This is a genomic window from Flavilitoribacter nigricans DSM 23189 = NBRC 102662 (assembly GCF_002646595.1).
GTDB classification, from domain to species: Bacteria; Bacteroidota; Bacteroidia; order Chitinophagales; family Saprospiraceae; genus Flavilitoribacter; species Flavilitoribacter nigricans.
Genome location: NZ_PDUD01000002.1, coordinates 193,004 through 212,241, shown reverse-complemented (window position 1 = coordinate 212,241; position 19,238 = coordinate 193,004). Strand labels below are relative to the sequence as shown.

General features: G+C 52.2%; 12 protein-coding genes. 5 read left to right on the top strand and 7 right to left on the bottom strand.

Annotated elements, in window-relative coordinates:
• Positions 1 to 49: 49 nt before the first annotated feature.
• The gene (locus CRP01_RS02610; RefSeq protein ID WP_099148435.1) at positions 50 to 979 is read left to right on the top strand and encodes a DUF6807 family protein; all 930 of its coding nucleotides are present in this window, start codon (positions 50 to 52) and stop codon (positions 977 to 979) included.
• A 12-nt stretch (positions 980 to 991) separates the two neighbouring features.
• Here CRP01_RS02610 and CRP01_RS02605 read toward each other — a convergent pair whose 3' ends face one another.
• Positions 992 to 2,578 carry an amidase gene (locus CRP01_RS02605; protein ID WP_099148434.1) on the bottom strand — a complete coding sequence of 529 codons (1,587 nt, stop codon included), beginning with the start codon at positions 2,576 to 2,578 and terminating at the stop codon, positions 992 to 994.
• A 167-nt stretch (positions 2,579 to 2,745) separates the two neighbouring features.
• Between CRP01_RS02605 and CRP01_RS02600 the strand changes: the two genes are divergently transcribed.
• The 3 genes from CRP01_RS02600 to CRP01_RS02590 all read left to right on the top strand — a co-directional run bounded on the left by CRP01_RS02600 (position 2,746) and on the right by CRP01_RS02590 (position 5,705).
• Positions 2,746 to 3,813 carry a phosphotransferase family protein gene (locus tag CRP01_RS02600; protein WP_099148433.1) on the top strand — a complete coding sequence of 356 codons (1,068 nt, stop codon included), beginning with the start codon at positions 2,746 to 2,748 and terminating at the stop codon, positions 3,811 to 3,813.
• Positions 3,814 to 3,889: 76 nt separating this feature from the next.
• On the top strand, positions 3,890 to 4,663 hold the full coding sequence (locus CRP01_RS02595; RefSeq protein ID WP_099148432.1) for an SDR family NAD(P)-dependent oxidoreductase: 774 nt from the start codon (positions 3,890 to 3,892) through the stop codon (positions 4,661 to 4,663).
• A gap of 127 nt (positions 4,664 to 4,790) precedes the next feature.
• Positions 4,791 to 5,705 (top strand): alpha/beta fold hydrolase, encoded by a 915-nt coding sequence (locus CRP01_RS02590; RefSeq protein ID WP_099148431.1) that lies wholly within the window; start codon positions 4,791 to 4,793, stop codon positions 5,703 to 5,705.
• Here CRP01_RS02590 and CRP01_RS02585 read toward each other — a convergent pair.
• From CRP01_RS02585 to CRP01_RS02555, 6 genes are all read right to left on the bottom strand, one after another.
• Positions 5,694 to 7,130: a cytochrome P450 gene (locus tag CRP01_RS02585; RefSeq protein ID WP_099148430.1), complete on the bottom strand. Its 1,437-nt coding sequence runs from the start codon at positions 7,128 to 7,130 to the stop codon at positions 5,694 to 5,696. The genes CRP01_RS02590 and CRP01_RS02585 overlap by 12 nt on opposite strands.
• A 565-nt stretch (positions 7,131 to 7,695) precedes the next feature.
• Positions 7,696 to 11,358 (bottom strand): phosphoribosylformylglycinamidine synthase, encoded by a 3,663-nt coding sequence (gene purL, locus CRP01_RS02580; protein ID WP_099148429.1) that lies wholly within the window; start codon positions 11,356 to 11,358, stop codon positions 7,696 to 7,698.
• Between the two features lie 115 nt (positions 11,359 to 11,473).
• Positions 11,474 to 11,935 (bottom strand): hypothetical protein, encoded by a 462-nt coding sequence (locus CRP01_RS02575; RefSeq protein ID WP_143473236.1) that lies wholly within the window; start codon positions 11,933 to 11,935, stop codon positions 11,474 to 11,476.
• 5 nt (positions 11,936 to 11,940) lie between these two features.
• Positions 11,941 to 13,464 (bottom strand): sodium-dependent transporter, encoded by a 1,524-nt coding sequence (locus CRP01_RS02570; RefSeq protein ID WP_099148427.1) that lies wholly within the window; start codon positions 13,462 to 13,464, stop codon positions 11,941 to 11,943.
• Between the two features lie 327 nt (positions 13,465 to 13,791).
• Positions 13,792 to 15,114, bottom strand: a complete 1,323-nt coding sequence (locus CRP01_RS02565; RefSeq protein ID WP_099148426.1) for a T9SS type A sorting domain-containing protein — start codon at positions 15,112 to 15,114, stop codon at positions 13,792 to 13,794.
• 281 nt (positions 15,115 to 15,395) lie between these two features.
• Positions 15,396 to 15,851, bottom strand: coding sequence for a GNAT family N-acetyltransferase (locus CRP01_RS02555; protein WP_099148424.1), 456 nt, complete (start codon positions 15,849 to 15,851; stop codon positions 15,396 to 15,398).
• 68 nt (positions 15,852 to 15,919) lie between these two features.
• Between CRP01_RS02555 and CRP01_RS02550 the strand changes: the two genes are divergently transcribed.
• Positions 15,920 to 19,114, top strand: coding sequence for a 3-coathanger stack domain-containing protein (locus CRP01_RS02550; protein WP_099148423.1), 3,195 nt, complete (start codon positions 15,920 to 15,922; stop codon positions 19,112 to 19,114).
• Positions 19,115 to 19,238 lie beyond the last annotated feature (124 nt).

The following is a 19,238-nucleotide window of genomic DNA, read 5'->3' as shown; positions in this document are numbered from 1 at the left end:
CAAAGAATGGCCGACTTACTGTGAAATCTTATACGAAACGAAAAAACCAATGCAAAAGACAACCTTACTGGTAGCTTTAGCTACTATTTTTTTGCTGATCTCCTGTCAACAAAAATCCGGCGAATGGGTCGTTAAAGAAGATCAAAACGGTGTACTCATTCTAGAAGGAACCGATAGCGTGCTTTTCTTCCAGAAAGCGACCCGATCCTTGAACGGAGAATTTCCTCGAGCTAACTACATCCATCCCTTGTACGGACTGGACAACAACCGAATGACGGAAGATTTTCCGGCCGATCACCTGCACCATCGCGGCATCTTCTGGGCCTGGCACCAGAATTACGTCGGAGAAAAAAGCGTAGGCGACGCCTGGGCTTTGGAAAATTTTTCCTGGCAGGTTGATCAGGTAAAGGTAGATCCTTCTTCCGGAGGTTGTAAGCTGGAGACGGTCGTATACTGGAAATCCCCGCTCTGGCTAGATGCCAATGGGCAGCAGCAGCCGTTCGTGGAAGAACGGGCCGAGATCAATATCCATCCGGCGCAGGGGAACTACCGCATTATCGATTTTGCCATTGAACTGGAAGCACTGGTGGACGGCTTTGCGATCGGCGGTTCGGAAGACGTCAAGGGATACAGTGGTTTTTCCTGGCGGATCCCTTTACCCGGGGACGTTAATTTTCGGGGTGTTAACGGGAATGTCAAACCGCAAAATGAAGCACTTGAAGCCGGCCCTTATATGGATATCAGTGGCAACCTCGACGGCCGTCCCGGTCGGGAAGGTGTGGTGGTGATCGATGATCCTGCCAATCCCGCATATCCCAACCCCTGGATCTTGCGTAGCGCCAGAAGTATGCAAAATGTGGCCTTTCCGGGGCGTGAGAAATATTCCATCCCGAAAGACCAGCCCCTGCTCCTGAAATACCGGATGATCGTTTATAAAGATGAATTGGATCCGGGACTCTTTCACCCCAACCGGCCTTAAGATCGATCCTGATCAGTTCCCGTTCCGGAAGGTCGGTACCATACGGTGTTTTGTGCCCTGCTCGTACGCGTAAGCCAGGGCCAGCAGGGTCGGTTCACTCCAGGCCCGTCCGAAGAAAGATATGTTGAGCGGAAGACCATCCATGCTGCCCATAGGTAACGTTACACTGGGATACCCCGCCCGTGCTGCCGGGGAACTGGAAAATACCCCGAATTTATCGCCCAGGGTCAGATCCGTTTTCCAGGCGGGGCCGCCGGTGGGCGCTACGATGGCATCCAGATTGTTTTCGTCCATGACGCGGTCGATGCCATTCTCCCGGTAAGCTGCCAGCATCGATTCCAGAGATTCCTGGTATTCGGCCGTTTCCAGATCACCCAGTTTGGAGGCCTGCACGATCAGGTCGTGATCGAAGTACTGCATGGTAATGGAATCCGCCAAAGTTGCCTCCATGAGTTCCTGCATGTTTTTGACGGGAGCATCCGGGCCGAGGGAAGCAAAATATTTATCCATGCCGTCCTTGAATTCGTACAGCAATACCTGAAACGAAGCCCGTCCGACGTTCCCACTTTCGATCCGATCGATTTCCACCACAGTAGCGCCTTGACTTTCCAGATACGCTATCGCTTCCTTGACAATGGTATCCACCCGGAAGTGCTGACCCAGAGGCGCGGTATAGAACCCGATGCGCTTGCCGCGAATGGCGTTGGCATCCAGGAACTGTGTGTAATCGGTATGCTTGTTTTCCGCACTGGCCAGGGTTTTACTATCCGTGCTGTCTACCCCCACCATCGCACCCAGGCAGATGGCGGCGTCGCTTACGGTACGCGCCATGGGACCGGGCGTATCCTGGGTAAAGGAGATAGGAATTATACCCGAACGACTCAGTAGCCCTACGGTCGGTTTGATCCCCACAATACCATTGTTATTGGAGGGGCAAACGATGGAGCCGTTAGTCTCCGTACCGATCGCAATGACGGTGAGGTTGGCAGATACTGCAACCCCCGAACCCGCACTGGACCCACAGGGATTGCGCGTCAGATCAAAGGGGTTTTTGGTCTGGCCACCCTGACTACTCCAGCCGCTGGAAGAAAAGCTACTGTGAAAATTGGCCCATTCGCTCAGATTGGCTTTGGCCAGGATCACCGCCCCGGCTTCGCGCAGTCGCTCTACGATGTAGCTGTCCTGCAACGGTCGGGAACCGGCCAGCGCCCGGGCACCACCGGTAGTGAACATCTGATCGTGGGTGTCAATATTGTCTTTCAAAACTACGGGAATACCGTGCATGGGGCCACGCGAATTGCCGGCCTGCAACTCCCGGTCCAGGGAATCGGCAATGGCCAGCGCATCCGGATTGACCTGGATAATAGCGTTGAGTTCGGGGCCGGCATCATCCAGCGCAGCGATTCGGTCCAGGTAGGTCTGAACGACTTCGTGGATAGTGAAGGTACCCTGTTGGTAGCCGTCCTGCAATTGCTGGATGGTGGTTTCTTCCAGCTCGATCGCGAACTCGGGAGTGGTGTTGGGTTCCGTTACGGGCGCCTGACGACAGGCTAGCAGTAGCAGCAGCGAGGCTACTAAAAAAGTTTGGCTTAATTTCATGGCAGGTATAGCAACTAGTGAGTAGTGAAAGAGCTAAGATATTAACTTTTCAGACGTTCCTGTAAATTTCCAAAAAATTACCGCCCGCTCTGGCATTCGGTTTTCCCCGGTCATTTTCGCCTCATGGAAAAATTGCCGATATTAGCCGTTCAACCGATTAGCACCGCATGCCAGATACCCGAACCATACTTCCCGGAGAAGAACTGCCCGTAGACCGGCTAAAGCAGTACCTACAGGAGCAGTGCCTGATCCAGGACACCAACAGTCCGCTGGAAGCCGTCCAATTCGCCGGCGGCTTTTCCAACCTTACGTACCTGCTAAAGATCGAAGACCGGGAACTGGTCCTCCGACGACCACCGCACGGAGCCATCAAAAGGGGACACGATATGGGCCGGGAATACCGGGTGTTATCCCATTTATATCCTCATTTTCCGAAAGTGCCGAAAACATACGCTTATACGGAAGACCCGGAGGTGTTGGGTGCGCCATTCTATCTGATGGAAAAGGTAGAGGGCATCATTTTAACCGGGAAGGAGGTGAAAAAACGGGAGCTATCTCCATCTGATTTTGGCGTCATTTCCCAAAGCTGGCTGGATACTTTTATTGAATTGCACCAGTTGGATTACGAACAGGCTGGATTAGGGGAACTGGGCCGTCCGGAAGGTTATGTTGAACGCCAGGTGCGCAACTGGAGTAAACAATATCTGCGAGCGGCGACGGCCGAGGTGCCCAGCGCCGAAAAGGTGATGGCCTGGATGGAAGAACACCAGCCCAAAACCTATGATTTCAGCCTGATCCACAATGACTATAAATACGATAATGTAGTTTTTGCGGACGATAGCTGGACGGAGATCCGGGCCATTTTAGACTGGGAAATGTGTACCTTAGGCGATCCGCTCATGGATCTGGGTACTTCGCTGGGTTATTGGGTGACCGGAGAGGATCCGGAGGCCATGCAGGCCGTATCCTTATCTCCGACCACCGCGCCGGGAAATCCCAGCCGGACGGAGATCGTTGAGGCCTACGCCCGTTTAAGTGGACGCCCGGTTCGTCATCTGACCTTCTACTATGTTTACGGATTATTTAAAATTGCGGTGATCGTACAGCAGATCTTTTATCGCTACCAAAAAGGATATACCCAGGACCCGCGTTTCGCTCATTTGGATCAATTTGCAAAATTGCTTTGCGATACCGCCTGGCAGGCCATTCAAAAGGACCGGATCGATGATCTGTAGGTAAATTATTTACATCCGCACTTAAGCAAATGATCATCACATTATCAAATCATCAGACAATCAGATCATCAACACCATGAATCAAAAAATACACAACCAATTTGACCTCACCGATAAGGTAGCCATTGTGACCGGAGCCAGTAAAGGCATCGGAGCGGCGATTGCCAAAGGACTGGCCGAGTTCGGCGCCAAAGTAGTCGTATCCAGCCGTAAACAGGAAGCCGTGGATGAGGTGGCCGATGAGATCAAAGCTACGGGCGGAATGGCCACCGGCATTGCCTGCCATGTGGGAGATGAGGCGCAAAGAAGCCAGTTGGTAGAAAAGACGGTGGCTACTTACGGTCGGATCGATATCCTGATCAACAATGCCGCGATCAACCCGGTGTACGGCCCCCTGGCGGAGGTGACGGGAGAAGTTTTCGACAAGATCATGGACGTAAATGTGAAAGCCTGTATGCTGCTGACCAATCTCTGCTATCCCCACCTGAAAAAACAGGGCGGCTCCGTGGTGAATATTTCTTCCGTGGAGGGACTAAAGCCGGGTTTTGGTCTGGGCGTATACAGCGTGAGTAAAGCTGCACTGATCATGCTGACCCAGAATCAGGCCCGGGAATGGGGCGGTGACGGTATTCGTTCCAATGTGATCTGTCCGGGATTGGTGCAGACCAAATTTAGCGCCGCCCTCTGGAACAACGAAAAAATGCTGGGCCAGTACGAACGGCACATCCCGGCGGGGCGAATGGCCCAACCGGACGAAATGGTGGGCCTGGCCCTGTTTCTGGCATCCGACGCCGCATCCTATTCCACCGGTGGCGTATTTACAGCGGACGGCGGATACGTGATCTCGTAACGCCAACCTCCGATCGGCGAAAACCCACAAACGCACGTAACGCCGACCTCCGGTCGGCGAAAATCTGGCAAAACCCACCAATCCACGTATTGCCGACCTCCGGTCGGCAAAATCCACCAATACTCGTATGAAAAAATACCATTACGCCCTAATTGCCCTCCTACTAATCGGACTGATCATTTACCTGATTCCCGTCCAGAAACAGACCTTTTCCGAATTGTACGATGAAGACCCCGGTACCCCCCAGTTGCTCGCTCAATTTCGGGAAATCCCCGTCAAGGAATTGGAAATAGAGGGTGTCGACTGGACCTACCTACTTACCGGTAAAGGCGACCGGAAACTGGTTTTCCTGCACGGCATGGGCGGCGCCTACGACATCTGGTGGCAGCAGATCGAAAACCTGAAGTACGATTTTCAGATCATCAGCATTACCTTGCCGGAAGTCCATTCGGTAGAAGAGGCGGTGGCCGGTATCCTGGCCATCCTGGATGCGGAAGGGATCGATAAGTCGAGTATGGTCGGTACTTCCATGGGCGGATACATTGCCCAGTATTTCCTGCTCACGCATCCCGACCGGCTCAATCGACTGGTGCTGGGCAATACCTTTCCGCCCAACCATTACATCGCCGAAAAGAATGCCGGAATGCGCCGTACGGTGCCCTTTCTGCCGGAGTGGTATCTCATGCGCAAGTTTAAGGAAAATGTGAGTCAGGTGGTGGTTCCCGCTTCGGGCAACAGTGCGCTGGTGGAAGCTTATTTGCACGAGCAGTATTCCGGTTATATGAGCAAGCAGCAATTCATCGGCCGGATGGATGTGGTCATGGATTACTTTGAGCCGAAATATAATATCGTCCACGTGGATGTACCAAAGCTCATCATTGAATCCGATAATGATCCGCTGATCACGCCGGAATTGCGGAGCGAGTTGCAATTCCTTTATCCGGAAGCCGCCGTATTTTCTTTTGCGGGGCAGGGCCACTTCCCGTACCTCAACCAGCCGGACGGTTACACGCAGACGCTGCGCCGGTTTTTATACCGCTGATGGAACATCATTTCCCACCGGCGTAAATTCGATCCACAGGTTTTCCGGATACATCGTAAACTCAAACTGCTCGTTCACCTCCTGTGGGTCAACGGCCAGGCGGAAGTCAAACTGCTTGCAGAGGGCCGAGAGTAAAATGAGCATTTCGTTGATGGCCAGGTACTTCCCGGGGCAGAAGCGGGGTCCCGCGCCAAAGGTCTTCACCAGATCGGGCGAGTGATTTTGGTGGACGGGGCATTCGGATTCGAGCCACCTTTCCGGAAGGAATTCGTGGGGCCGGGTGAAGTATTGCGCTTCGGTCTGGGCCACTTTGTTCTGGAGAATGATCCGGGTATTTTTGGGAATGCGCAGATTTTCGAGCACAACCTCTTCGTTGGATTCCAGATAGAGCTGGGGAGAAGTAGGTTTTATCCGCAGGGCTTCCTGCACCACGGCATGGGTATATACCAGCCGGGACAGATGTTCCTGACTGGGGGCCACATCTTCTCCATTGTAAACCGCAATGGCTTCCTCCCGGATCTTCCGGACCAGATCCGGATGTTGCGCCAAGTAAAACACCGCCCAGGAAATGGAATTGGACGTAGTGTCTTCTCCGGCCAGCAGCATGGTGAACACATTGCTGTAGATATCCTTATCACTGAAATTGTGGGCTTCTTTATCCACCAGCAGACTCTCCAATAGATTGGTTGGGTTTTCCCGCAGTTCGGGCTGCTTTTTGATCCGCTCCCGCGCCTCGTTTATGAAACGATGTACGATGCCTTCGATGACCTTAAGCGAAGTTTCCAGTTTTCGGTCCTTCTCCTGCTTGAAGACCCGCCAGACTGGGAGAGGAGCCGAGATCCGCTCGTTGATCATCGGGAAAATGGTTTTCAGGTGATCCTGAAATTCATCTTGCTGTTGATTGATCATATCCATTTCGTAGCCGAAAGCAATGGAGGTAGTAACGTCAATGGTAAACAGCATGAATTCCTCCTGGACGGCAACCTTTTCTCCCGTAGCGGCGCGGTCGCTTAGTTTTTTCAGAATACTCCCGGTTTTCGCCCGTAATACCGGATGGAAGGTCCGGATCCGGCGGGCATTCAGGGCCCGGGCAATCGGGATACGATGACGTCTCCAGGTCTCACCTTCGGCATTAAACACACTGAGTACCCCCATTTCTTCGATGATCTCCGCCATCTTGGATAAGCGCCTGAATTTTTCGGGCCGCAATTTGAGCACCTTATGATTGAGCTGAGGATTGGCCGAAACGATCAGCTTCATACCTGCAAAATGGATGCGGTACAATTCACCGCATTCTTCCACCCAGCGCTCCAGCACCTGGTGTTTATTGGCCGTTTTGTGAAATTCGGGCAAATGCCCCAGCAGCAAATGGCCTTTGGGCGTTGGCAGGTCTTTTATTTCGGTGGGTTGTTTTGCAGTGGTCATTTGGCGGTGGTTTTACAGGCCGTTACCTGAGCTCGACTTTAGAGACTGTTTGAAAACCTCTCACTGGGTTGCCCATACGGGCCCGTACCGGGCAAAACGCGGCTTTTACCGCCACTTTGCACCTATTTTTAACTCCGTAGCTGGGCTATGCAGTGAAAAATAGCTTTCAATTGACGGCAAAATCCGGGTTTTTCTCCGACAGCAGAAGTTTTCAAACAGTCTCTTAGCATTTTCAGTGAACTAATTTTAAAACGTACACTCGTAAACCGGATGTCTTAAAATCGCTCTTTGAATTCGCCGTCTCATTTGATGGAGAAATCCCATTTTATTTCCAGGGCGATGCCTTGGCCGGGTATTAATCCAGAATGTCCGTTCCCTATTCTATTTGCTGGACCCAGCATTAAATGCTAAAGTCGAGTTGAGAAACTGTACAGAAAATGTATACCGGTTTGCGAGGCGCGCAACCGCTGTACTATTTTCGGATAGCTTCCGAGAAACCAGGTATAAAGAGTGACGGAATATGGAGTTAAAGAACATGGCGTTCATTACTCACCGTGCTCCATTTTTATCTCTTTTCCAGCCACTCCCGGGCATTTACAAATGCCTGTATCCAGGGAGAGATCTCATCCGTACGATCTTTCGGGTAGTTGGCCCAGTTCCAGGGGAAGATGGAACGTTCGATATGCGGCATCAGCACCAGGTGCCGTCCGTCCGCACTGGCCATCATAGCGGTATTGTAATCACTGCCGTTCGGATTGGCCGGATATCCTTCGTAGCCGTATTTGGCCACGATATTATACTGATCTTCTCCCAGTGGCAGATCGAATTTACCTTCTCCATGACTGATCCAGACCCCGAGTTTGCTACCGCTCAGGCTGGACAACATTACCGAATTATTTTCCTGGATCTCCACCGAGGTGAAGCCGCTTTCGTGTTTGTGGGATTCATTGTAATCCATGTGCGGCTTCTGCTGGTGTGCGGGATTAATGAGTCCCAGTTCTACCAATAGTTGACAGCCGTTACAGATGCCGACGGAAAGCACGTCCTCGCGGGCGTAAAAATTCTCGAGCGCTTTGCGAGCCTTTTCGTTGTAGAGGAACGCCCCGGCCCAGCCTTTGGCGGAGCCCAGTACATCCGAATTGGAAAATCCACCCACCGCACCGAGAAACTGGATATCTTCCAGCGTTTCCCGACCGGAAATGAGATCCGTCATGTGTACGTCGCGTACATCAAAGCCGGCCAGGTACATCGCGTGGGCCAGTTCCCGTTCGGAATTACTGCCCTTTTCCCGCAGTACGGCGGCTTTCGGACGTTTGCCGGCCGGAACGGCGGCGGGCATGGTACCGTTGAAACCTTCCGGGAATTGGTAGCGAAGCGGCTGGTCTTTGTAGTTCTTATAACGTTCGTCGGCGAGGCCGTTGGCCGTTTGTTTCTGATCCAGCAGCCAGGAGGTCTCGTACCAGATATCCCGCAGGGCCGGGATGTCGAAATTATGGGTTTCATCTCCGTTAAGAACCGTTAGACTGTTGCCTTCCCTCACCTGGCCAATGCAGAAGCAGGTAATGGGCAGGAGCGTAGCCAGCTCGGGAGCCAGGGAGTCGTCCTTCAACTGAAAGACAAGACCGGAATTTTCCGAGAATAGAAGCTTAATGGTATCGGCTTCACTTAGTCCACTCAGATCGATATCCGCAGCCAGGTCTTTATCGGCGAAGCACATTTCGAGCAGGGTCGTGATCAGACCACCGGCGGATACATCGTGCCCAGCCAGGATCTTACCTTCGTGGATGAGCTGCTGAATGGCGTTGAAGGTAGCGGCAAACTTTTCCGGATCGGTAACGTCCGGCGCTTCCGAGCCAATTTTATTATTGACCTGGGCGAAGGAAGAACCACCCAGTTTGAAATGATCAACGGAAAGATTGACGTAATAAATAGAACCGCCTCCCCGCTGAAATACCGGTTCGACGATGGATCGGATATCATCGCAAACCCCAACGGAGGAAATGATCACCGTACCCGGAGCCAGCACCTCGTCTTTGGGATATTTTTGTTTCATGGACAGTGAGTCCTTTCCGGTGGGGATATTGACACCGAGGGCAATACAGAATTCGGAAGCCGCCTCTACGGCCTGGTACAGCCGGGCATCTTCTCCTTCGTTGCGGCAGGGCCACATCCAGTTGGCAGAAAGCGAAACGGATTTAATGCCTTCTTCGAGCGGGGCCCAAACCAGATTGGTCAGTGCTTCGGCCACCGCATTGCGGGAACCCGCAGCCGGATCGATGAGGGCATTCACCGGAGCGTGCCCGATGGAGGTAGCTACTCCGTAGGTCGTATCAAAACCCAGCGCCATCACGCCCACATCATTGAGCGGTAGCTGGAGCGGCCCCGTGCACTGTTGTTTAGCTACCAGGCCACCTACGCAGCGGTCCACTTTATTGGTGAGCCAGTCTTTACAGGCTACTGCTTCGAGGCGCAGTACGGCTTCCAGATAATCCTGGACCTTATCGATCTCGTATTCGATGTCTTCGTATTGACGGTCCACCATCTGGTCATCCATGATGGTCTTCGGAGAACTGCCGAACATATCTTCCAGCGCCAGATCCATCGGTTTTTCGCCGGTACTGCTGGATTCAAAAACAAAGCGGCTGTCGCCGGTCACCTCACCTACCACGTACATGGGAGCCCGCTCGCGCTCGGCAATGGCGCGGAGCATATCCAGGTCTTCCGGGGAAACGATCAGCCCCATTCGCTCCTGTGATTCGTTGCCGATGATCTCTTTCATGGAGAGGGTAGGGTCGCCGACCGGGAGTTGGTCGATGTCGATCTTACCGCCGGTTTCCTCCACGAGTTCGGAAAAGCAGTTGAGGTGCCCGCCCGCTCCGTGGTCGTGGATGGCGACGATGGGATTTTTCCCGCTGTCTACCAGCGCGCGGATGGTATTGGCTACCCGTTTTTGCATTTCCGGATTGGAACGTTGTACGGCATTCAGTTCGATGCCCGAGCTGAACGCTCCGGTGTCCGCGGAAGATACCGCCGCGCCACCCATACCGATGCGGTAGTTATCCCCGCCGAGCAGCACGATCTTGTCGCCCGGTTGGGGAGCATCTTTCAGGGCCTGTGATTCTTTACCGGAACCGACCCCGCCGGCCAGCATGATCACTTTATCGAAACCCAGTTTACGGGCGTGTTCTTCGTGTTCGAAGGTCAGCAGGGAACCGGCGATCAGCGGCTGACCGAATTTATTACCGAAATCAGAAGCCCCGTTGGAAGCTTTGATGAGGATATCCATAGGCGTCTGGTAGAGCCAGGGCCGGGCGGGCATGGCTTTTTCCCAGGGGCGATCCTCCCGGAGCCGGGAGTAGGAAGTCATATAGACGGCGGTACCGGCCAGCGGTAGCGATCCTTTCCCACCGGCCATCCGGTCCCGGATCTCACCACCCGATCCGGTAGCGGCCCCGTTGAAGGGTTCCACGGTGGTGGGGAAGTTGTGCGTTTCCGCTTTTAGGGAAACGACCGAATCCATATCTTTTCGTTCGTAATAATCGGGCTTGTCCCCGGTTTTGGGCGTGAACTGCCGCACCTTGGGGCCTTTCAGGAACGCCACATTATCCTTGTAGGCGGAAACAATGGAATTGGGATGCGCCTTGGAGGTCTTTTTGATCAGGCTGAAGAGCGAATGCGGCATTTCTGCCCCGTCGATCACGAAGGTACCGTTGAAGATCTTGTGCCGGCAGTGTTCACTGTTGATCTGGGAGAAACCGAAAACCTCCGAATCGGTCAGTTTGCGCCCGATCCGCTGCGCTACCTCTTCCAAATAGGCGATCTCTTCTTCGCTCAGGGCGAGTCCTTCGGTCTCGTTGTAGGCGGCGATATCTTCGATGGAACGGATCGGTTCCGGTTTGATATCGATCCTGAAGATCTCCTGGTGCAGTCCGGCGTACTTTTGGGACAGCATCGGATCAAATCCTTTTTCGGCGGAAAAAGGCGCAAATCTTTCGATCCGACGGATACCGTCGATGGCCATATTCTGGGTGATCTCCACAGCATTGGTACTCCAGGGAGTGATCATCGCTGCCCGCGGACCGACAAACTGGCCGTCGACCCGCTCGCTATCGATGCGGTCCCGACCGCCGAACAGCCATCTCAGTTTGGCGATGTTTTCGGCGGAGAGTGAGGAATCTACCTGAACGGCAAAAACAGTATCGGAAGGACTTCCAAAGAAAAGGATCATCGTACTTGGATTTGAGTAAGCCGCAAAGGTCGCTTGTTCCGGCAAAAATCCCAAGTTAATCCGAAAAATATGTTGCTGAAGAACCTATCCTGAAATCATCCTCCCCCAGGATCGGCTAGGTGTCCGGCATTTCCTCCGGATCAAAAACCTCCGGGCGCCCTTCGTCCTGTTCCTGAAACAGGGTACGGAAAGCCATCGTCGCCCCGCCGAACAGGATGATACCGGCAAACAACATCACCGCGAGCCCCGATCCGGAAAGCCCCTCAAATCGGATCGACAGATCCTGGCGTACGCTTTGGGCGTCCCCTCCCGAGCGATCCAGATAGGACAGGGAGACCAGTCCGGGTTCTTTGGAAGCCCACTCCATACTGGTAGCGGGTGGGTTATTGACCAGCACTTCGGTCTTGGATACACTGGAATTCGGACGGTAGGTCACCGTCAGGGAGTCCACGGGGGCGCTGAAGGTGAGGGTAATCGTTTCCCCTACTTCCGGCGAATGGTTCGATACCTCGATGGACGCCCGGGCCTCCGGGCTACCGGCAATAAGCAGGATGAGCAACAGATATATCAGACGCATGCGGATCATTTCTTGTAGGGTTTGTTAGTGAGGTAAAAGGAGAAGCTTAGGCTGACGGCCAGCCAGAAGATGGGAATAAACCAAGGCAGCCAGTTGAAGCTGCCCAGATCGACATTCGCTCCGTACAGTCCAGTACGCTCATTCCACAGGCTGGACAGGATCACTGTAAGTAACACGATGGGGATCACGAACTTGATCAGGGTGTTGAACCACTTACCCAGGTTCCATTTGGAATGCTGGTTCAGGGCCATCCGCAGTTTGTCGGCCCCCAGGATCCATCCGATGGCCAGGGATTCTACCAATCCGACGATCAGCAGACTGTAGCTGAATACCCAGTGGTCGGTAATATCCAGAATGCTCAGCCCGAGCGTACCGTTGCCGGCCAGCCCTTTATCAATGATGATCGGCAGGGTACAGAGTACCGAACCAATAGCGCAGGGAATAGCCACGATGGTCAGCGCTTTCTTCCGGGTGATCTTGAGTTTGTCCATCATGGCGGAAGCCGGGCCTTCGATCAGGGAAATGGAAGACGTAATACCCGCGATGACAATTAAGAAGAAGAATAGAAAGCCGAACAGCCTTGTGATCCAGGGGATGGTGGACAATTCGTTGATGCCCTGGGGGATCACAAAAAAGGATAAAGACAAGGTAGAACCGGCCGGGTTAAGCGTAAAAACAAACAGGAGCGAAAAAATTGCGATACCGGCAATGAATTCGAAACTACAATTCAAAAAAGAGACCAGCATGGAGTTGTTGACCTGATCGGCATCTCTGGGCAAATAGGACGCGTAAGCCGTCATCGTACCTAATCCCAAAGACAGGGAAAAGAACATCTGGCTGAAGGCGCCCCGCCAGACACTGGCGTCGGAGATCCCCTCAAAGTCCGGCGTGAAAAGGTACATAACACCGTCGAAACCACCGTCCAGGGTCAACCCCCGGATCACCAGGCCGATCATGAATACCCACATCAGCGGGACGAAGATCCGCACGGCCTTTTCAATGGAAGAAGCCCCTTTGCGCAGGATCAGGAGATTCAGGCCCCAGATCACGAAGATGAAGAGTACCGGCCACCAGGTAGCCAGCAGGTTGAAGAAATAAACCATGGCGCTGGGACTGTCCGTGGGCGTCTCAAAGGGCGTAAAGGGCGCGCTGATCCCGGGCTCAAATAAACTGCCGAACGCTCCGACCATCATGCCGAAGGCCCAGCCCAGGATGGCGATATAGTAAGCCGTGATGAACATGGCGCTGCCGATACTCCACCAGCCGACGAATTCGGCGCGTTTGCCGGCGAGTTCCCGCAACGCCAGGGGAAAAGATTTCCCGGTCAGCGTACCGATCCCGAATTCCACCATCATAATGGGCAGGCCGAGTACGAATAAAGCGATAAAATAGGGAAGATAGAAGGCTCCGCCTCCGTATTGATAGGCATTGGAACTGAAGAAAACGATGTTCCCCAGTCCGATCGCCGAACCGCTCGCGGCGAGAATAAAGCCGAGTTTACTGTTCCAGTTTCCTCTTTTTGTAGACACGTTCTGCTAGGTTTTAGGTTATTGGCCAGTTAAGGTAAGAAATTAAAGTTTAATCCATTCCGTCCGCCGGACGTTAGACTTTAGTACGACAATTGTAAGATAAAAGAAGTCGATTATTTACCAAAATACCGGGCCGGCAATCAGGTAGCCGGCAATAAAAAAGGCGGTATTAGCTTCGTTCAGCTAATACCGGCCAGGAATCGTTTGGAATATGTTTAAATACTTTAGAAGTAGTCACAAAGGTAGGAACAGCCCCCATTTGCGGACCAAGCAAACGAGTGTGCGGTCATCATTTTGAGTAATTGCGGGCGGTGCCCGATCAATCCGTTACCGGCGGATCATCACCGGCCGGGTAGCTATCTCCTGGGTAGTTTTTAGTTGGAGGTAATAGACTCCGTCCGGTACATCCACGAGCTTGATCCGGATCTGGTCCTGTCCGGGTGATACCGGTGCGGCGTAGATCAATCTTCCGGATGCATCGTGCAGTGTCAGCCGGCCACTATCCCTTTCACCGGCGGGCAGCTCGAGCGTGAACTGGCCGTCATTAGGGTTGGGATAAACCCGAACGGGTATACGGGCCAGGCGGTTATCGGCCACCTTATTGACGATCTCGTAATAATAATATACCCTTTCGGAGGGTTCCCAGACGTCATTATACCAGAGGAAACTGGATCTCAGGGTCGGTAAATTATCATCGTTATATTCAAAAGTGGTCCGGAAATCGTTGATCCAGGTACTGTCCCAAATGGCCCAGTCCTGACTTTCCAGGAAGATCAGATTATCATGATCATCGTAGCCGGAGCGGAAAAGGTAGCTGTTTTCCCATTGGGCTTCCAGCCAGTTCTGCGAGACATACAGCGTTTCATTATTTCGGGTATCGTAGTAAGTTAAATACTGGTGACTGTTCTGCCACTGATCTTCCACCCAACGCTGACTCAGCTCGTGGGTTTGGTTATTCCGTTCATCGTACTGGTAGACGGACTGCATGGACAAACGCGGCTCAACCGGGCTGTGGTCATAGGTTGTTTCCAGAATGAGGCGGTCCAGGGTGTCGTAGGTGTACAGCGTTTGCCGCAGATACATCCATTCCGACCCCATGCCGAGATCGTAGCGGTATTCCGTCCGGTTTCCTTTTTCATTGTAACTGTAGGAATAACGGCGACTATTGTTCCAGTAATTGTCGTAACCATCCTCGATGGCCCATTCGATGAGCAGCTCCTGATCGTTGAACCGCCGGGTATCCCGCCGGATACTGTTCCATCGGCCCTCTTCCCAGCGTTGGAAGGTCTGGATGTAATACTTTTCGGAAGTTCCGTAATAGTAGATCTCCTGCTCCGCATTTTCCCATTGTTCATTATTCCATTCCTGAGTAAGGAGTTTTTCCGGTTGTTGTTCGGCATTGTATTCGGCGAGCAGCAGGTCACTATTTCGCCATTCTCCCTCATCGAAGGTCAGGACCTTAATGGTTACCGGTAACCGGGCTTCATTGTAGGTGATCTCGAGGGAGTCCCCGCCGGTCCAGGAAGTTTCTTCCCAGAGGTCCTGGCGGACCCCGCTAAGGCCTTCGTAAGGAATGAGTTGGGCGGCGCCGTAGGCGGGCCACAAAAACAGTAATACAAAACAAAGGGCGTAAGATTTCCGGGAGCTCATGTGTGTAGGATTTGTGTTTGAAATGCAGGAAACTCCTATAAATTCCGCACAAATCCGCAACCAGGCAATGACGGTAGTCACCCCCGGAAATGATCTCAGGGACTGGTTGAAAACTTCTGCTGCCGGAGAAAAACCTGGATTTTGCCGTCAATTGAAAGCTATTTTTCACTGCATAGCCCAGCTACGGAGTTAAAAATAGGTGCAAAGTGGGGGCAAAAGCCGCGTTTTGCCCCGGTACGGGCCCGTATGGGCAACCCAGTGAGATTTTTTCAAACAGTCTCTCAGGGAAAATGCAGCTTCATGCCCTCGTGGGAGGCTTTGAAGCCCAGCGATTCGTAAAAGCGGATCGCATCCGGTCGGTTCTTATCGGTGGTCAGTTGCAGCAGATGTGCCCCGCGGCTTTTGGCCCGTTCGATCGCCCAGAGGAACATCTCCCGGCCCAGGCCCTGCCCCCGCTGGTCTTTCCGGATGCGCACGGCTTCGATCTGGGCGCGGATGCCGCCCCGGTAGGTCAGATAGGGAATGAATGTAAGTTGCAGCGTGCCGATGAGCGCTCCGGTTTCGTTCGCCACCACCGTCAATTCCTGATTGGGGTCACGGTCGATCCGGTTGAAGGCTTCGGTATAGGCTGCCGGGAGGGGATCCCGGAGATCTTCGCGGAGCCGGCCCAGTTCATCATCGGCGAGCATACCCACGATAGCGGGGAGGTCGGCTGCGGTTGCTTTGCGAAAGTTCATTGGTATGCGTTATTAGTGGAATGGTCTTAGTATCTTGAAGCAAATTTAAAGATTAAATAGTTTCTCAAATGAACCGCTCTCTACAATTCTTCTGCTCAGTATTACTGGGCCTTTTTTTCTTGTTGCCTGGTCTTTCTGCCGCATCACATCCAGCCATCGCTAACGCTAAGCCATCCGGAAATGCCGGCTTCGCTTTTTCTCCGGAAAGGGAAGCGGATTCGCTGGTGCTGGTCACGTTGTATAACGCAACCGATGGGCCCAACTGGAGGAACACCTGGGATCTCAATCAGCCGATGGATACCTGGTACGGTATTCAGCTGAATGCGGCCGGTCAGGTGGTCTGTATCGATATGGACGGTGTGGTTTCCTGTGCCGGACCGCACGAACTCGGGGCCGGCAACGGGCTGAAGGGAACGCTGCCGGATCTGGATCTCCCGCAATTACGATATCTGAACCTCTGGCGTAATAACGTGTCCGGCGCACTACCGAACTTTACTTCCCTGCCGGAACTGGTATTTCTGGACCTTGGAGAAAATAATTTTGATTCGCAATTACCCGCTCTGGATCTGCCCAAGTTGGAAACCCTCCTGATCGACCGGTGTAATTTTTCCGGACCGTTCCCCACCTTTAACCTGCCGGCTTTGAAGGAACTGGATATTACCAGTAATAATTTTACCGCAATTCCGGATCTGGTCGGGGTGCCCGCGCTGGAACGATTGACGCTTTCGGGGAATAATTACACGGGGAATATTCCCGACTTTTCCAATATTCCCAATCTGAAATACCTCTTCCTCGGATATACTACCATTGAAGGGCCTATTCCCGACTTTTCCAATTTGCCGATATTAGAAGAGTTCACCATTGCAAGAAGTAATATTAATGCGCCTCTGACCGATTTTTCCAATTTGCCGAACCTGAAAAAACTGGAAATAGGAGACAGTAAAATTTCGGGGACTATATCCGATTTTTCTAATCTCCCGAATCTAACCCGTCTTTCCCTCCGGCGCAATCAACTGGAAGGCGCAATACCGGATTTTTCTAACCTACCCAATCTTATTTTTCTTATTGTCGAGTGGAATCAATTAACCGGCTCTATCCCGGAATTTTCCAGCTGCCCTAAATTGCAGTGGATCGTTTTATCTTATAATCAGCTAAGCGGGCCACTTCCGGCGCTTGCCAATTTGCAGCAGTTGACGCACTTTTTTGTGGGGGGCAATAACCTGGAAGGATTGGTACCCGATTATCAGTATTTATCGGCGTTCTTCTATTTCATAATGGTAGAAAACCATTTCACTTTTGAAGATATTCTTCCAAATTTCGAAGCTTTAAGTACAAATCTGACCGGTGGTTTTACCTATTATCTCCAGAAACCGATCCTGCGGGACACCACGATCACCGTACCGGAAAACACCAGCTATTCCCTGGAACTGATGATTGATGATACGGTTTCGACCAATGTGTATACCTGGTATAAAAACGATGAACTCCTCCGCACCATTATCGGTCAGAATACTTTAGATTTCGCCAGTTTTCAATACGGAGATGCCGGTAATTACCGCTGTGAGGTAACCAACCCGAATGCGCCGGAGCTGACCCTGCAGACCGAAAATATTCAGCTGGAGATCTCCAATTTAAGTTGCCGTACGATGGATTCTCTCACTTTGGTCTCTTTTTACGAGACCACCAACGGTCCTAACTGGATCAATACCTGGGATCTGACCCAACCGATGGCTACCTGGTTCGGAGTGGAATTGAACGAAGCGGGCTGTGTGTACCGAATTGATCTGGATGGCATAGCCGATTTTGGTAATTTTACCGGAGGCTCCGGAAACAACCTGATGGGGGAGATGCCGGATCTGCAATTACCCCATCTGATCTATCTCGACCTGGGAGCCAATGCGCTGGCCGGCGCGCTTCCGGATTTTTCCGGTATGGGGAAGCTGCTTTATCTGTATTTGGGAAACAATAATTTTACCGGGAATTTGCCCGATTTCTCCATGCTGCCGGAATTGGTCATTTTGGATGTTAGCGTCAATTTCCTTACCGGCAGTATTCCGGATTTTTCTAATCTTCCGCAACTCCAACGACTAGAGCTCATCAGTACGCGCTTTAATGTTCCGATGCCGGACTTTTCCGGTATTCCCAAATTGGAGCGATTGAATATTACAAATAACAATATGCCGGGACCGATCCCCAACTTTTCTAACTTGCCGGTGCTCAGATCACTATTTATGGGAGCAAATAAATTTACCTGCCTCCCGGATTTTAACCTTTGTGATTCACTGTCTTTAATTTACATTCACCAAAATGAATTGTCCTGCTCTCTTCCGGACCTGACCCATTTACCGCTTTTTAGGAAATTGTGGATCCAAAACAATGATCTGACCTTTGAGGATCTGCTCCCGGGCTTTGATCAGTTGGCGGGGCAATTTCCCAATCCGGATAATTTCATTTACGCACCGCAGCGAATTATAACTTACGATGATCCGGATCGGCAGGCGGTCGAGGGAGAACTGGCCACGATCAACCTGGAATTCGACGAGGAAATTGCTTCCAATATTTATAGCTGGTACAAAGATGGAGAACTTTATCGCGTCATTGAAGGGACCAACAAATTGAGCTTTGTTCCCGCGGAGTTGGAAGACGCGGGAGATTATTATTGCCTGATCACAAACCCGAATGTACCGGATCTTACGCTGCAAACCACTATTTTCAGTCTGAGTGTCCAACCGGTGGAAGGTCTGATCTGTGATGATGAAGATCTGACGCTGGGCCCGGGATCTATTCCTAACGATATTTACCGGGCTGCCTTTACTCTAGACGCGAACGGCCTGATCAGTCCGGATACCACGGTGGGAATGGTAGCCGGAGAACAGATCCGCCTGCTGCCCGGCTTTCACGCTGCGGCCGGGGCTACCTTCCGGGCGTTTATTGAGCCCTGCGAGATCATAACTCCACCCCAGGCCCGCACCTTGCCGGAAGTACTCCAAACCGATCAAAAGGCAGTTTCCCGCCTGGAGATCTTTCCCAATCCGGGCAAGGCGCGTACGACCTTGCTGTATCGATTGCCCAAAACGACAAATGTCAAGATCTTACTGGTCGATCTGAATGGCCGGTCCAGAGTTATAAGCGATAGGTCGAACGCATCAGCGGGTGATCATGAATTATCCATTGATCTGCGTGAACTCCACGCTGGTATCTATGTGGTCCAATTGATCACCGATGAAGGAAAAAAGGATCTGAAACTGGTGGTTCTGGATTAAACGGCCGCAGAGAACAAAAGGCTCCCGGGAAACCCCCGGAAGCCTTCGCAATAAATGTACTACCTAAAATTAAACTATGCTATAACAAGGTAAAAGGATTTACACGCTGCAATTTTTGACGCAA

What these genes read in the sequence shown, in the direction of transcription:
- CRP01_RS02610 (WP_099148435.1), top strand. Translation starts at nt 50, where the DNA reads ATGCAAAAGACAACCTTACTGGTAGCTTTAGCTACTATTTTTTTGCTG.
- CRP01_RS02605 (WP_099148434.1), bottom strand. Translation starts at nt 2,578, where the DNA reads ATGAAATTAAGCCAAACTTTTTTAGTAGCCTCGCTGCTGCTACTGCTA.
- CRP01_RS02600 (WP_099148433.1), top strand. Translation starts at nt 2,746, where the DNA reads ATGCCAGATACCCGAACCATACTTCCCGGAGAAGAACTGCCCGTAGAC.
- CRP01_RS02595 (WP_099148432.1), top strand. Translation starts at nt 3,890, where the DNA reads ATGAATCAAAAAATACACAACCAATTTGACCTCACCGATAAGGTAGCC.
- CRP01_RS02590 (WP_099148431.1), top strand. Translation starts at nt 4,791, where the DNA reads ATGAAAAAATACCATTACGCCCTAATTGCCCTCCTACTAATCGGACTG.
- CRP01_RS02585 (WP_099148430.1), bottom strand. Translation starts at nt 7,130, where the DNA reads ATGACCACTGCAAAACAACCCACCGAAATAAAAGACCTGCCAACGCCC.
- purL (WP_099148429.1), bottom strand. Translation starts at nt 11,358, where the DNA reads ATGATCCTTTTCTTTGGAAGTCCTTCCGATACTGTTTTTGCCGTTCAG.
- CRP01_RS02575 (WP_143473236.1), bottom strand. Translation starts at nt 11,935, where the DNA reads ATGCGTCTGATATATCTGTTGCTCATCCTGCTTATTGCCGGTAGCCCG.
- CRP01_RS02565 (WP_099148426.1), bottom strand. Translation starts at nt 15,114, where the DNA reads ATGAGCTCCCGGAAATCTTACGCCCTTTGTTTTGTATTACTGTTTTTG.
- CRP01_RS02555 (WP_099148424.1), bottom strand. Translation starts at nt 15,851, where the DNA reads ATGAACTTTCGCAAAGCAACCGCAGCCGACCTCCCCGCTATCGTGGGT.
- CRP01_RS02550 (WP_099148423.1), top strand. Translation starts at nt 15,920, where the DNA reads ATGAACCGCTCTCTACAATTCTTCTGCTCAGTATTACTGGGCCTTTTT.